Genomic DNA, 13,957 nt, shown 5'->3' with positions numbered 1-13,957 from the left:
TCACCCGACCAGCGCCGGGGCGTCGGTGCGCGCCGCCGTGCGCGGGCGCAGCAGCGCGTACGCGAGCACGACGGCGACCACCACGAGTCCCGCGCCGACCGCGAATGCCGCGTGGAAGCCGCTGGTCAGGGCCGTGGCCCGGTCGTCGCCGAGCGCGACCCGGTCCGAGGTGCGCGCGGCGGCCAGCGTGGACAGCACCGCGACGCCGAACGCCATGCCGAGTTGCTGGGTGGTGTTGAACAGCCCGGAGGCGAGACCGGCGTCCTCGGCGCGGGCGGCGGACATGCCGAGCGCGGTGAGCGCCGGCAGCACCAGCCCGAACCCGCCGGCGAGCAGCATCACCGGGAGCACGTCGCGCAGGTAGCGGCCGTCCACCGGCACCCGGGCCAGCAGCGCGAACATGGCGGCGAGCAGCGTGAGCCCGGCGATCAGCACGGCCCGCTCGCCGAAGCGGGCGTTGAGCCGGGCCGAGACGCCGAGCGACACCGCGCCGATGACGACAGCGGCCGGCAGCAGCGCCAGCCCGGTGCCGGTGGCCTCGTAGCCGAGCACCTGCTGAAGGTAGAGCGTGACGAGGACCTGGAACGCGAACGTCGCGGCCACGGTGAGGACCTGCACCACGTTCGCCACGGCGACGCCGCGCGAGCGCAGCAGCCGCAGCGGCATGAGCGGTCGGTGCGCGGTGGCCTGCCGGACCACGAACCCGGCGACCAGCGCGGCGGCGAGCGCGCCCAGGCCGAGCGTGTGCGCGGACGTCGCGCCGTACCGCTCGATCGTGACCACCGTGTAGATGCCGAGCACCAGCCCGGCGGTTACCAGCAGCGCGCCCGCCACGTCGGCCCCGGCGGCCAGGCCCAGGCCCCGGTCGGCGGGCAGCGTACGGATCGCGAGCGCGATCGTCGCCAGGCCGATCGGCAGGTTGATCAGGAAGATCCAGTGCCAGCCCAGCGCGTCGGTGAGCAGGCCGCCGGCGACCTGACCGATCGCCGCCCCGGCCGCGCCGGTGAACGCGAACACGGCGAACGCCCGCGCCCGCCCGGCGGCGTCGGGGAAGAGCGTGACCAGGATGCCGAGGCTCACCGCCGTGGCCGCCGCGCTGCCGACGCCCTGGAGGAAGCGGGCCGCGACGAGCGTGGCGCTGTTCGCCGCCACCCCGGCCAGCACGGAGGCGGCGGTGAACAGCGCGGTGCCGCCGAGGAACATCGTCCGGCGCCCGATCAGGTCGCCGAGCCGGCCGGCGAGCAGGAGCAGGCTGCCGAACGCGATCAGGTACGCGTTCACCACCCAGCTCAGGCCGGTGGGGGAGAAGCGCAGGTCGCGCTGGATGGCCGGCATCGCCACGGTGACGATGCTGCCGTCGAGGATGGTCATCAGGGCGCCGGTGGCGAGCACGCCGAGGGCGAGCTGCCGGGAGCGGGGAGCGGACATGGAGTCCTCCTGTCGAGAGGTGCGACAGGAGGACCGTAACGGATAGTTCCGTTACAGACAATCTATTGAAAGACTATTGGCGGGCCCGGCGGGCCGGCTTCGGGCTCTGCACCGGCGTGGCCAGATGGCCGGCGGCCAGGCGTTCCAGCGCGCGCAGGAAGACCTTCCGCTCGTCCTCCGGCAGGCTCGCCAGTGCCTCGGCGTGCACCCGGTCGACGATCTCCTGACTGCGCGCGGCGACCCGGGCGCCCTCCTCGGTGACCGCGATGATCCGCGCCCGCCGGTCGGTACGCGCCGGACGCCGCTCGGCCAGCCCGGCCCGCTCCAGCGCGTCGACCGTCACCACCATCGTCGTCTTGTCCATGTCGCCCATCTCGGCGAGCTGGATCTGCGTACGCTCCTCGGGCAGCGCGTGCGCGAGCACGCAGTGCATCCGTGCGGTCAGCCCGATCTCGGCGAGCGCCGCCGCCACCCGGGTACGCAACACGTGGCTGGTGTGGTCGAGTAGGTACGACAGGTCCGGGCTGCTCATCCGCCCAGCGTACCGATGATTCCGTGGCGGATGATCCGGCTCGGACGCGGTCCGGGCCCGGATACGATCTTGTGAGATGTCGTCGGTGAGAGAGGTTGGGTGCGGTGAGCGACGAGCACGGCAGGCAAGTGGTGGTGGGTTACGACGGGTCTCCGGCCGCTAGCGCCGCCATCGAGGTGGGCGCGCTGCTGTTCCCCGGCGCGCACGCGTGGATCGGGCATCTGTGGACGCCTCCGTTCGCCAGCGAGGAACTCCGCAAGCGGCTCTGGACCGGCACCCGCAACATCAACGTGTTCGTCGAGGCGATCGAGCGCGAGGGCAGCCGGGAGGCCGACCGGATGACTGCGGTCGGCGTGATGCTGGGCCGGGCCGCCGGCTGGGACGCCGAGCCGCTCGTGTGCCGCAGCTACGGTGGTGAAGGGCTCCGCCTCGCCGAGCTGGCCGACGAGAAGCAGGCCGACGTGCTGCTGCTCGGTTCGCGGGGCCTCGGCGGCGCCCGCGCGGTGCTCGGCAGCGTCTCCGACATGGCCGTGCACTACAGCCCGCGTCCCGTGCTGGTCGTGCCGCACCCGCTGCTGACCGACGAGTACGACGCGCTCGCCGCCGGGCCGGTGGTGGTCGGCTGGGACGCCTCGGCCGGATCCGAGGCCGCGCTCGCCGCCGCCCGCCGCCTCTTCCCCGAGCGGGAGATCGTCCTGGTCGCCGTCGACGGCGACGAGGGGGACGCGCCGGAGACGGTCGACGGGGTGACCACGGTGCGCGTACGCGCCGGCGGCGGAGCGCCCGGCCGCGCGGTGGCCGACGCGCTCTCCGCTGTCGCCACCGAGCGCAAGGCGAGCCTGCTCGTGGTCGGCTCGCGCGGCCGGACCGCGGTCCGCAAGATCCTGCTCGGCAGCGTCGCCATGGCCACGCTGCACCGCGCCCACCGGCCGGTGATGGTGGTGCCGCAGAGCCCGGTGCGCGAAGCCGAGTAGCTGTCACTGGACCATCACGGGTGCCTCCCGGGCCGGGAGGCACCCGTGGCGTTCCACTCGCACTTCGGCAGTCCGGTGAGCGCCTCCGCGCTGGCTGCTGTCGATGTGTGCCAACTATCCTCGGTCTCGGAGAGCCAGTCGCCATCCGACGGAGTGGTCGATGCTGAAAGGTCTGGCAGCAGACCGGCACGCGCAGGGCGACAGCCGCCGGCTCAACCTCGGCGCGCTGCTGCGGCGCGTCCACCTGACCGGCCCGGTCACGCGCGTCGAGCTGGCCGAGTGGATGGGCGTCAACCGCAGCACGGTCATGGCACTCACTGCGGAACTCGCGGCGGCCGGCCTGGTCCGGGAGGTCACGGCGGGCGGCAGCGGACGCGCCGGGCGTCCCTCCCGTGTGGTGCGTCCCGCGTCGGACGCCGTCTACGTCATCGCCTTCGACATCGCCGTGGACCGGCTCGTGGCCGCCCGCGTCGGGCTCGGCGGTGTGGTGTCGGCGCGGCTGGAGGCGGAACGGCCGCGGGCCGGGGCCGACCTCGACTCCGTGGTCTCGGTGCTCGCCGACTTCGGACGGGCGCTGCACCACGCCGCGCCACCCGGGTCGGTGTGCGTCGGCGTGGGCGCCTCCTACTGCGGGATGATCCGCCCCGGCGACGGGATGGTCCGGTTCGGGCCGGACATGGGGTGGGTGGACCAGGCGTTCGGCGCCGAGCTGGCCCGGCGGCTGGACCTGGGCCTGCCCGTCCTGGTCGGCAACGAGGCGCACCTCGGGGCGCTGGCCGAGCATCAGCGCGGCGCCGGAGTCGGCGTGCAGAACCTGGTCTACCTGCACGGCGACGTCGGTGTGGGCGGCGGGATCATCGTGGGCGGGGAACTGCTCGACGGCGACGGCGGGTACGCCTCCGAGGTCGGGCACATGCTCGTGAACCCGTACCAGGGGAGGCCCTGCGGCTGCGGCTCGCGCGGGTGCCTGGAGGCCGAGGTCGGCGAGCGGGCGCTGCTCGACGTCGCGGGCCGACCGGCGCGGGAGAAGGGGCGCGAGGCGGTACGCGCGGTCGTCGCCGCCGCTCAGGGGGAACCGGCCGCGCAGGAGGCACTGCGGCACATCGGTGACTGGCTGGGCATCGGCGTGGCGAACGTGATCAACCTGTTCAACCCCGGCGTGGTGATCTTCGGCGGCACGCTCCAGGAGGTCTTTCCGGTCTGCGCCGCCCACGTCCGCAGCCGGATCGCCGCCAACGTGCTGCCCATCTCCCGCGACAAGGCCCGCCTGCGGGTGTCCGCGCTCGGCTACGACGCCACCCTGATCGGCGCCGCCGAACTGGGCTTCTCCCCGTTGTTCGCCGACCCCCTGGGCACCCCCACCCCCGGGTAACCCGACGCGTGTCGGCGCGCTTCGTCGATCTTGGACTTGTGGTGCCTGGGATGTGGCTTTGGCGAGCCTTGTGAGGTGCCACAAGTCCAAGATCGACGGCGACATCCCCGGCCCGGGGGTCAGGGGGTGAGGCGGTGGGTCAGCCAGGGGAGCAGGGATTCGCCCTGGAGGCGCTGGAAGGCCCGCACCGTGGGGATGCCGGGTGGTGGGGGCTGGCGGGCGCCGTCGAGGAAGAAACCGGTGAATCCGGCCAGCACACCCGTCAGGTCGGCCGGGTCCACGCCTGCCGTCAGTGGCCGGGCGGCCAGCAGCGCGTCCGGGTCGTGTCCGCCGTACACCTGCACGTTGACGACGGTGAGCAGCGTGTCCAGCCAGGCCGGCCCGCGACAGGCCCAGGGCCAGTCGACAACGGTGACCGATCCGTCCGGGCCGAGCAGCAGGTTGTCGGCGCGCACGTCGACGTGGCAGAGCGTGTCGCCGTCGAGCGCGGCCAGCCCTCGCTCGGCGGCGGCGCACAGTTCGGGCAGGTGGGACCGGGCCCACGGGTCGAGGTCGGCCGGCGGGTCGGCGGCGAGGCGCCGCCAGCCGCCGAAGTCGTGAGCGAGCCGTTCGGCGGCGGTGGGGGTGGGTGCGGCGGCCGGTGCCGGGGTGAGCGCGCCGGCCATCGCCTCCAGCGTGGACAGCACGGCGGCCAGCTCGTCGGCCCGCCACGGCGTGACCGGGTGCCGGCCCTCCACGTCGGTGAAGACGAGCGCGATCCAGTCGCCGTCGTCGTAGCTGCCGAGCAGCCGGGGCGCGGGCGTGTCCGGCGGCAGGGCGGCGGCGATCCGGGCCTCGGCGCGGTGCAGGTCGGGGCTGCGGTCGTTCTGCGCCGGGCTGACCGCCTTGACGAAGGCCCGGCCACCGCCGGCGGTACGGACGCGGTCGGCGGTGCCGGGGGAGAAGCCGCCCGGCTGGGACCGCGCCGCCACCACCCGGTCGCCGAGGACGGCCTCGACGCCGTCGCGGACGTGTGCGGGCAGTTGGTGCCAGTGCAGCCGGGTCTTCGTCACCGCTCCACGGTGCGTGCCGCCCGCCGTCCGGGGCAACCGGGTTAATCGTTGCGCGTGTAGTGCAGGACGACCACGCCGGCGTCGAACGGTCGCGCCGAGGTGAGCGTGAGCCGTCGCGGGTCGAAGCCGCTGTCGACGAGCTTGATGCCGCTGCCGACGACCACCGGGTTGAGCTTGACCACCAGCTCGTCGATCTCGTCGAGGAGCTGACCGGCGAGCCGGCCGCCGCCGCACAGCCAGATGTCGCGCCCCGGGCGGGTCTTGAGGTCGCGGACGAGGGCCGCCGGGTCACCGTCGACGACGTGCACGTCCGGGTAGTCGGCAGGGGGCAGGGAGCGGCTGAACACGTACTGCTCCAGGTGGGCGTAAGGGCTGGTGACACCGAGCTTCAGGCCCGGCTCGTAGCTGCCGCGGCCCATCAGCACGGTGTCGAAGCGGCCGGCGGGCGGGGAGTCGATGCCGAGCTGGGCGTGGGCGAACGTGGGCAGCGTCTGGGGCCACTCGGCCACCAGGTGGGGCGCCAGGTCGGGCGTCAGCGGGAGGAAGTCGAACGTCCCGTCGGGCGCGGCGATGAAGCCGTCGAGGGTGCTGGCGACGAAGTAGACGAGCTTGCGCAAACCGGCTCCGATGTCCGAGGTGATCCACGACGGCTGTCGTGGTTCGGCGATGAATCTACAACACCTGTCGTGGTTGTTGCTAGTGTGTTCGCGTGGCCAGGAATCCGGAACGCCGTACCCTGCTCGCCGACGCCGGGCTGAGGGTGCTCGCCGACGCGGGCGCGCGGGGGCTGACCCACCGGGCGGTCGACGCCGAGGCGGGCGTGCCCACCGGCACCACCTCGAACTACTTCCCGTCCCGCGCGGCGCTGCTCGCCGGCTTGGCCGAACGCATCTTCGACCGGATCGCCCCCGACCCGGCAGTGCTGGCCGGCCTCGGCCGCCGCGAGCCGTCACTCGCGCTGATGACCGACTACCTGCGCGACATCGTCGCCCGCACCACCCGCGAACCGGGCCTCACCCGGGCGCTGTTCGAGCTGCGGCTGGAGGCCGCGCGCCGCCCGGAGCTGCGGGCCGCGCTCGGCGGCGTGCTGCGCCGGGGGTACGCCGACGACGTCGCCCACCACACCGCCGCCGGACTACCCGGCGGGGCGTACGAGGTGGCGTTGCTGCACTACGCGGTCGACGGGCTCCTGCTCGACCTGCTCACCACCTCGATCGACGCCGGGTTCGACACCGATCAGGTGGTCACGGACCTCGTCTCCCGTCTGGTCGGCAACGCCACCGGTTGAGCCTCCTCGCCGTGCGTTAACCCGGGGCGGCCAGCGGGAACGCTGGCGCGGACGCCCCTGGGAAGGAGCAACGGATGAGGGAACGCACCGGACTGACCATCGGCGTGCTCGGCTCCTACGGCGGTCGCAACCTCGGCGACGAGGCGATCCTCACGGGTCTGCTGGACGATCTGCGCCGCCACGAGCCGCATGCCCGGATCATCGTCTTCTCCCGCAACCCGGCCCACACCGCGCTGGCCCACCCCGAGGTCGAGGCGGTGCCGTGGGAGGGCGTCAGCCGGGTCGACTCGTCCCCGGTGCTCAACCAGCTCGACCTGCTCATCCTCGGCGGCGGCGGGATCCTCTACGACAAGGAGGCCCGGCGCTATCTGCGGGTGGTCCGGGTCGCCCAGGAGCGAGGACTGCCGCTGATCACGTACGCGGTAGGGGTCGGCCCGCTCACCGACACGCTGGACAGCGGCATGGTCCGCGAGACGCTGGCGCAAGCAGTCGAGGTGACAGTGCGCGACCAGGAGTCGCGGATGGTGCTGGAGGAGGCCGGCCTGGTCAACCCGATCACCGTCACCGCCGACCCGGCGTTCCTGCTCGAAGCGGAGGAGTTCCCCCAGCAGTGGCTGCGTGAGGAGGGCGTACCGGCCGGCTCCCGGCTGGTCGGGCTGAGCGTGCGCGAGCCGGGCCGGGCCGCCGAACGGCTCGACGTGGACGGCTACCACCGCCTGCTCGCCCAGATCGGTGACTTCCTGGTGCACCGGATCGACGCGTACGTGCTGTTCGTGCCGATGGAACGCGACGACATCCGGCACTCCCACGGCGTGCTGTCGCACATGACGGCCGCCGACCGGGGACGCATCCTGCACGGCGACTACCGCCCGGCGCAGATCCTCGGTCTGATGCGCCACTTCGACCTCGCGGTCGGCATGCGCCTGCACTTCCTGATCTTCGCGGCCATGATGGGCACGCCGTTCCTGCCGCTGCCGTACGCCGGAAAGGTCTTCGACCTGGCCCAGCGGCTCGGTGTGCCGGCGCTGCGCGGCGTGGAGCGCGAGGTGGAGGGCCCGTTGCTGGCCGAGGTGGACCGGCTGTGGGACGAGCGGGAGGCCCGGGCCGACGCGACCGCGCGCCGGGTCGCGGAGGTGTGCGAGCAGGCGCGCGGCACCTCGCAGGTGACCCGCAGCGTGCTGGACAGCATCCGGGCCCGCACGCTGACGCACGCGCTGTGAGCCGGGCCGTCAGACCGCCGGGCCGCGCCAGGCGTAGACCCACTCGCGGCCCGGCTGGTCGCCCGACTCCAGCTCGTAGATCTGCGCCTCCGCGAGCCCCTTCGACCCGAGGTGGTGGTGGGTCAGCGGCGGGCGGCCGTTGACGTCCAGCTCGACGGTGACGGTCTCGCCGTCGGCCGTACCGCCCACCAGGGGGATCTGCACCGTGGAAGCCATGCGCCCATCCTGCCCCGGCCGGCCCGCCCGCGCAGGGGGATCACGCGGGGCAGCGGGGCGGGCACACCGCGTACTAGGGTCCGGGGATGGCGCACCCGACGATCGATCCGACACTCGGTCCGGTCCTCGCCCGCACGGGCGGCGAACGGGCGATCCTCGACGCGTTCCTCGACTTCCACCGGGCCACAGTGCTGCGCAAGACGCGCGGCCTGACCGACGCCGACGCCGCCCGGCGCCTGGTGCCCTCGCTGACCACCCTGGCCGGGCTGCTCAAGCACCTGACGGTGGTGGAGGGGAACTGGTTCCGCTGCCTGTTCGCCCCCGAGCCGGGCGACGTCTACGTCACCTCGCAGGACGACGCCGACGCCAGCTTCACGCTGGGCGCCGGCGACACCGTCGAGTCGCTCGTCGCCGCGTACGAGGCGGCCTGCGACGAATCCCGCCGGGTCGCCGCCCGGTTCGACCTCGACCACGTGGTGCCGCACCCGCAGCTCGGCGAGGTGTCGCTGCGCTGGGTGCTGGTGCACCTGATCGAGGAGACCGCCCGGCACGCCGGGCACGCCGACATCCTGCGCGAGCTGACCGACGGCGAGACCGGCGCGATCTGACCGGTCACTCGCGGGGCAGCAGCCCATCCGGATACTCCATCCCGTCGTGGGTGCAGGCGGCGGCGGCCACCCGGGCGGCGTACCGGGCCGCGTCGAGGACGCCCGCGCCGCGCAGCCGGGCGGCGATCACCCCGGCCGCGAACGCGTCCCCGGCGCCGTTGGTGTCCACCACCGGCCCCAGTGGGGTGGCGGCGGGCACGTGCGTCGGCGGCACGCCGGGCGTGTGCAGCGTCGCGCCCGCCGCCCCGCCGGTGACCAGCACCGTGCGCGGCGCCAGCTCGGCGGCCTCCTTCACGGCCCGCTCGCCGAGCCGCGTGTCGCTCACGAAGACCAGGTCGGCGATCCGGGCGAACGGGCGGTGGTAGTCGTTCTCGCCGTCCCAGTCGTGCAGGTCGGTGGAGACCGACGTGGCGGCGCGCAGCACCCCCAGCGAGTCCCGGGCCCAGTCCATGATCGACAGGTGGACGTGGGTCGTCTCGGCGACGAGAGCGGCCAGCTCCGCCTCGCCGAACGGCGCCGGCCCCGACCACGGACGCGGATCGTGCAGCGACATCCGCCGCCCCGCCGGGTCGACCAGGTTCACCGAGCGGCGGGTACCGGCCGGCGCGTCCGCGAGCGTGGTCCGGATCGAGGTACGCGCCAGCGCCGCCCGCACCACGTCCCCGGCCGCATCGGCGCCCAGCACGTCGACGAGCGCCACCCGCAGGCCGAGCGCGTGCGCGGCCAGCGCGACCCCGGAGCCGGTGTTGCCGATCCGCAGGTCGATCGGCGGCACCAGCAGCGAGTCGGCGACGGGTGGCGGCAGGGCGGGCACCTGGACGCGGACGTCCACGCCGAGCCCGCCGATCACGAGAAGGTCGACCATGTCGCCGACGATAACCGCGACCCGCCGCCTATCCTGGCCCCCGGGCGTCGTCTCCGGGACCCGGCGCCGTCGAGGGGGAGCAGTGCTGGTCGTCCACGGGTTGTGGTTGCCCGGCGCCGGGCTCGCCCTGTGGGCCGAGGACAGCACGCTCCCGGCCCGCGCGCCCCGCCGTCCCGGCCGCGTCCCGCGCGAACGCCCGCACCCGTTCGCCGCCGACCACGCCGCGCTCGCCGCCGCGCTCGACGGCCCGCCCGGCGAGCCGATCTCCGTCCGGCTGGACCTGCCGACCCGGGCCGGCTCGCCGCTGGACTCGCCGGAACTGGTCCGGGCCACCGTCGGGGAACCGGTCCGCGGCCCGGTCACCCGCGCCGGATGGCGGGCTCCCGCCCTGGGGTACGCCCCGGACGACGCGTACGCGCTGCTGCGCACCCCGATGCCGGGCCCGGTCGGGGCGAGCCTGCGTCACCTGTGCGAGCTGGCCGACTTCGCCGCCGACCTGGTCGTACGCGGCCGGCTGCTGCCGGTCGTGCTCGAGGCGTACCCCGGTGGTGGCGCTGGCGGGTCGGCCGCGACCGGCGGGCGGACCTCGGCGCGACGCTCACCGGCGGCCTCGGGCGCGGTCGGCTCGGGTGCGGCGGGGTCCGGGCGGCCGTTGCGGGCCGTCGGGGCGGCCGACGTGGCGACGGCGTGGGCGCTCTGGCGGCCACTGCTCACCGGCACCGACGCGGCCTGGGCGCGCGACCTGGCGACGGCGTTGCCACCGGCGGCCCGCGCCGCTCGCGAGTGGCGACCCGAGGTCTCGGCCGCGCGGGCTGCCATCGGCGGCGCGGCGGTCGTCTCGGGGTCGGCTGATGTCCGGACGGGCGGCGGCGCCGGGCGCTCGCCGGAAGGAAGTGCCCCGCGAAGCGGGCCGAGCGGTCCGGCGGAGGACGTGTGGGCCGGGCGGGCCGACGACGTCGGGGCCGGTGAGCTGGTCGCGGAGGCGCTGGACGAGCTCGTCGACGCCGCCGCCCGGGTGGCGCTGACCGACGCCCGGCTGCACCGGGGGATGCGCCCGGTCGGCGCGGTGCCGCGCTGGCTGGCCGCGCTCACCGGCCCGGAACGCGCCTTCCCGGCCGAGCCGGACGCGCTGGCGACGCTGCGCGACGAACTGGACGCCTGGCAGCGCGACGCCGCGGGCGGCGCGGTACGGGCCACGTTCCGCCTCGTCGAGCCGGCCGTCGACCCGGTCGCCGAACTGGTCGAGGACGCCGTCTGGCGGGTCGAGTTCGGCCTGCACCCGGCCGACGAGCCGGGACTCGTGGTCGACGCCGCGCACATCTGGCAGCGGCCCGCACCGGCGCTCGCCGCCCGGGGCGTGGAGCCGCAGGAGACGCTTCTCGCCGAGCTGGGCCGGGCCAGCCGGCTGTGGCCCGAGGTGGACGCCGCGCTGCGTACCGCCGCGCCCGAGGGCATGGAACTGGACGCCGAGGGCGCACACCGGTTCCTGCGCGAGGGCGCGCCGGTGCTGCACGCGGCCGGGTTCGGGGTGCTGCTGCCGTCGTGGTGGCGGCGTTCCTCGTCGCGGCTGGGGGCGCGGCTGCGGGCGCGCAGCCGTACCGCGCCGGGTGCTGTCGCCACCAACACCGGGAAGCTGGGGCTGGACGCGCTCGTCGACTACCGCTGGGAGCTGGCACTCGGCGACGAGCCGCTGACCGCCGAGGAGCTGGCGTCGCTGGCCGACCTGAAGTCGCCGCTGGTCCGGCTGCGCGGCCGGTGGGTCGAGCTGGACCCGCAGCGGCTGGAGGCCGGGCTGAAGCTGTTGCGGTCCTCCGGCGAGCTGACGGTGGCCGACCTGCTCCGGATGGGACTGTCCGGTGACGACAGTGCCGGTGAGCTGCCGGTGCTGGACGTGGTCGCCGACGGCGCGCTCGGCGAACTGCTCGCCGGTGAGGCGGAACGGCGGCTCACCCCGGCCGACCCGCCGCCGGGGTTCACCGGGACGCTGCGGCCGTACCAGCGGCGCGGGCTCGCCTGGCTGGCGTTCCTCCAGTCGCTCGGGCTCGGCGGCATCCTCGCCGACGACATGGGCCTCGGCAAGACCGTGCAGCTGCTCGCCCTGCTCGCCGGGGACCCGCCGGACGCCGGGCCCACGCTGCTGGTCTGCCCGATGTCGCTCGTCGGCAACTGGCAGCGCGAGGCGGCGAAGTTCGCGCCCGGACTGCGCGTACACGTACATCACGGCGCCGAGCGCGCCCGGGGCGAGAGTTTCGCGACCGCAGTGGGCGAGGCGGACCTGGTGCTCACCACGTACTCGGTGGCCGCCCGGGACGCGTTCGAGCTGGCCGGCGTCGACTGGCACCGGGTGGTGGTGGACGAGGCGCAGGCGATCAAGAACGCCGCAACCCGCCAGGCCGAGGCGGTCCGGTCGCTGCCCGCGCGGCACCGGGTCGCGGTCACCGGTACGCCGGTGGAGAACCGGCTCGCCGACCTCTGGTCGATCATGCAGTTCGCGAATCCGGGGCTGCTCGGCCCGGCCGCGACGTTCCGCAAGCGCTTCGCCGAACCGATCGAGCGGCACGGCGACGCCGAGGTGGCCGAGCGGCTGCGCCGGATCACCGGCCCGTTCGTGCTGCGCCGCCTCAAGACCGACCCGACGATCATCACCGACCTGCCGGAGAAGCTGGAGATGGAGGTGGTCTGCAACCTCACCGCCGAGCAGGCCGCCCTCTACCGCGCCGTGGTCGACGACATGATGGCGAAGATCGAGTCCAGCGACGGGATCGAGCGGCGCGGACTGGTGCTGGCCACCATGACCCGGCTCAAGCAGGTCTGCAACCACCCCGCCCAGCTGCTGCACGACGGATCCGCGCTGGACGGCCGGTCCGGCAAGCTGGAACGCCTCGACGAGATCGTCGACGAGGTGCTCGCGGCGGAGGAGAAGGCGCTGCTGTTCACCCAGTACGCCGAGTTCGGCGGCATGCTGCGCGGGCACCTGTCGGCGCGTACCGGACGGGAGGTCCTGCTGTTGCACGGCGGCGTCGGCAAGGCCGAACGGGACGCGATGGTGACCCGGTTCCAGACGCCGCAGGGTCCGCCGCTGTTCGTCCTGTCACTGAAGGCCGGCGGCACCGGGCTCACCCTGACCGCCGCCAACCACGTGGTGCACGTGGACCGGTGGTGGAATCCGGCCGTCGAGGACCAGGCCACCGACCGGGCGTTCCGCATCGGACAGCGCCGCCGCGTGCAGGTACGCAAGTTCGTCTGCGCCGGCACCGTCGAGGAGAAGGTGGCCGCGATGATCGCCGACAAGCGCAGCCTGGCCCGGTCGGTGGTGGGCAGCGGCGAGCAGTGGGTCACCGAGCTGTCCACCGACACGCTGCGTGACCTGTTCCGGCTGGAGTCCGGGGCGGTGGTCGAGTGAGCCCGTTCAACCGGTTCGAGGACTACGGGCCGCCGGTACGCGTCGAGGGCGGCCTGCGGGCCCGCAGCACCAGGGGCGCGATCGGTCAGTCCTGGTGGTCCCGGCGCTTCGTGGAGGTGCTGGAGTCGTTCGCGCTCGGCTCCCGGCTCACCCGCGGACGGGCGTACGCGCGCCGGGGCCAGGTGCTGCGGCTGGACGTGTCGCCGGGCGAGGTCACCGCCGAGGTGCAGGGCTCCCGGCCACGGCCCTACCCGGTGCGGATCGGGCTGGCCGCGTACCCGGAGGAGACCTGGCGGCGGATCGAGGCCGAACTGGCCGGGCAGGCGTTCTTCAGCGCCCGGCTGCTCGCCGGTGACCTGCCGGCCGAACTGGAGGAGCTGTTCGCCGAGGCGGGCGCGCCGCTGTTCCCGGCCGAGATCGGCGAGCTGGACCAGCGCTGCGGCTGCCCGGATTTCGCGGTGCCGTGCAAACACCTGGCGGCCACGTTCTACCTGCTCGCCGAGGCGTTCGACGCGGACCCGTTCCACCTGCTGCACTGGCGCGGCCGATCCCGCACCGAGCTGCTGGACCGGCTGCGTACGCTGCGCGCCGCCGATACCGGCAGCTTGGGCGGAGCCGGCGGTCCTGGCGGAGCCGGCGGTGCTGGCGCAGTCGATGGCGCGGAGGCGGTGCCGGGTGCCGGGCCGGAGCCGGCCGGGACGACCGGTGTGCCGGTGGTCGGCGCGGCGCGAGCCCTGGCCGGGTTGCCGCCGGTCGAGGCGGACGCCGAACCGGCCCGGTTCTGGCTGTCGCCGGTGGCGCTGCCGGACCGTCCGCCCACGCTGGCCACCGGCCCGGAGTTGCTGCTGCGCCAGCTCGGTTCACCCGGTGCCGGGATCGGCGGGCCGGGCCTGGCCGAGCGGCTGCGCCGGGCGTACCGGGAGTTCAGCCGCGGCGAAGCCGCGTCCCCCAGGGAGTTCGGCCGCGGCGAACCCGCAGGCGAGCGTTGACAAGGGGCCC

The 13,957-nt window shown here is 74.7% G+C and carries 13 protein-coding genes; 7 read left to right on the top strand and 6 right to left on the bottom strand.

What is annotated here, in order from left to right; translation table 11 throughout:
- Nucleotides 1-1,428 carry an MFS transporter gene (locus tag O7611_RS20625; protein WP_194801063.1) on the bottom strand — a complete coding sequence of 476 codons (1,428 nt, stop codon included), beginning with the start codon at nt 1,426-1,428 and terminating at the stop codon, nt 1-3.
- A 73-nt stretch (nt 1,429-1,501) separates the two neighbouring features.
- Entirely contained in the window at nt 1,502-1,960 is a 459-nt protein-coding gene (locus O7611_RS20620; protein WP_194801064.1) for a MarR family winged helix-turn-helix transcriptional regulator, read from the bottom strand.
- 104 nt (nt 1,961-2,064) lie between these two features.
- Here O7611_RS20620 and O7611_RS20615 point away from each other — a divergent pair, with 104 nt between their 5' ends.
- Both O7611_RS20615 and O7611_RS20610 read left to right on the top strand, forming a co-directional pair.
- A complete protein-coding gene (locus tag O7611_RS20615) occupies nt 2,065-2,934 on the top strand; it encodes a universal stress protein (RefSeq protein WP_269697414.1) in 870 nt (289 codons plus the stop codon).
- Between the two features lie 160 nt (nt 2,935-3,094).
- Complete coding sequence (locus O7611_RS20610; RefSeq protein ID WP_269697413.1) at nt 3,095-4,306, top strand: ROK family transcriptional regulator; 1,212 nt, start codon at nt 3,095-3,097, stop codon at nt 4,304-4,306.
- Nucleotides 4,307-4,425: 119 nt separating this feature from the next.
- Here O7611_RS20610 and O7611_RS20605 read toward each other — a convergent pair whose 3' ends face one another.
- Complete coding sequence (locus tag O7611_RS20605) at nt 4,426-5,358, bottom strand: aminoglycoside phosphotransferase family protein (RefSeq protein WP_269697412.1); 933 nt, start codon at nt 5,356-5,358, stop codon at nt 4,426-4,428.
- 41 nt (nt 5,359-5,399) lie between these two features.
- Nucleotides 5,400-5,975 (bottom strand): dihydrofolate reductase family protein, encoded by a 576-nt coding sequence (locus O7611_RS20600; RefSeq protein WP_269697411.1) that lies wholly within the window; start codon nt 5,973-5,975, stop codon nt 5,400-5,402.
- A 92-nt stretch (nt 5,976-6,067) separates the two neighbouring features.
- On the opposite strand from O7611_RS20600, the gene O7611_RS20595 reads away from it, so the two are divergent.
- Both O7611_RS20595 and O7611_RS20590 read left to right on the top strand, forming a co-directional pair.
- Nucleotides 6,068-6,646, top strand: coding sequence for a TetR/AcrR family transcriptional regulator (locus O7611_RS20595; RefSeq protein WP_194801069.1), 579 nt, complete (start codon nt 6,068-6,070; stop codon nt 6,644-6,646).
- Nucleotides 6,647-6,720: 74 nt separating this feature from the next.
- Nucleotides 6,721-7,866, top strand: a complete 1,146-nt coding sequence (locus O7611_RS20590; protein ID WP_194801070.1) for a polysaccharide pyruvyl transferase family protein — start codon at nt 6,721-6,723, stop codon at nt 7,864-7,866.
- A gap of 9 nt (nt 7,867-7,875) precedes the next feature.
- On the opposite strand, the gene O7611_RS20585 is transcribed toward O7611_RS20590, so the two are convergent.
- Nucleotides 7,876-8,082, bottom strand: coding sequence for a hypothetical protein (locus O7611_RS20585; RefSeq protein ID WP_194801071.1), 207 nt, complete (start codon nt 8,080-8,082; stop codon nt 7,876-7,878).
- 86 nt (nt 8,083-8,168) lie between these two features.
- Here O7611_RS20585 and O7611_RS20580 point away from each other — a divergent pair, with 86 nt between their 5' ends.
- Nucleotides 8,169-8,690, top strand: coding sequence for a DinB family protein (locus O7611_RS20580; protein ID WP_194801072.1), 522 nt, complete (start codon nt 8,169-8,171; stop codon nt 8,688-8,690).
- Nucleotides 8,691-8,694: 4 nt separating this feature from the next.
- On the opposite strand, the gene O7611_RS20575 is transcribed toward O7611_RS20580, so the two are convergent.
- Nucleotides 8,695-9,555, bottom strand: coding sequence for a carbohydrate kinase family protein (locus O7611_RS20575; protein WP_269697410.1), 861 nt, complete (start codon nt 9,553-9,555; stop codon nt 8,695-8,697).
- A gap of 82 nt (nt 9,556-9,637) precedes the next feature.
- On the opposite strand from O7611_RS20575, the gene O7611_RS20570 reads away from it, so the two are divergent.
- Nucleotides 9,638-12,958: a DEAD/DEAH box helicase gene (locus O7611_RS20570; protein WP_269697409.1), complete on the top strand. Its 3,321-nt coding sequence runs from the start codon at nt 9,638-9,640 to the stop codon at nt 12,956-12,958.
- Nucleotides 12,955-13,947 (top strand): SWIM zinc finger family protein, encoded by a 993-nt coding sequence (locus tag O7611_RS20565; protein WP_194801075.1) that lies wholly within the window; start codon nt 12,955-12,957, stop codon nt 13,945-13,947. Before O7611_RS20570 ends, O7611_RS20565 begins: the two co-directional genes overlap by 4 nt.
- The last annotated feature ends 10 nt before the right edge of the window (nt 13,948-13,957 follow it).

The organism is Micromonospora sp. WMMC273 (assembly GCF_027460285.1).
Taxonomy (GTDB): Bacteria; Actinomycetota; Actinomycetes; order Mycobacteriales; family Micromonosporaceae; genus Micromonospora; species Micromonospora aurantiaca.
Note: the sequence above shows the minus strand (reverse complement) of the source record. Positions and strands in the feature narration are given on the sequence as shown.

Coding starts and splice junctions, on each gene's coding strand:
- O7611_RS20585 (WP_194801071.1), bottom strand. CDS start 8,082: ATGGCTTCCACGGTGCAGATCCCCCTGGTGGGCGGTACGGCCGACGGC.
- O7611_RS20625 (WP_194801063.1), bottom strand. CDS start 1,428: ATGTCCGCTCCCCGCTCCCGGCAGCTCGCCCTCGGCGTGCTCGCCACC.
- O7611_RS20575 (WP_269697410.1), bottom strand. CDS start 9,555: ATGGTCGACCTTCTCGTGATCGGCGGGCTCGGCGTGGACGTCCGCGTC.
- O7611_RS20610 (WP_269697413.1), top strand. CDS start 3,095: ATGCTGAAAGGTCTGGCAGCAGACCGGCACGCGCAGGGCGACAGCCGC.
- O7611_RS20580 (WP_194801072.1), top strand. CDS start 8,169: ATGGCGCACCCGACGATCGATCCGACACTCGGTCCGGTCCTCGCCCGC.
- O7611_RS20590 (WP_194801070.1), top strand. CDS start 6,721: ATGAGGGAACGCACCGGACTGACCATCGGCGTGCTCGGCTCCTACGGC.
- O7611_RS20620 (WP_194801064.1), bottom strand. CDS start 1,960: ATGAGCAGCCCGGACCTGTCGTACCTACTCGACCACACCAGCCACGTG.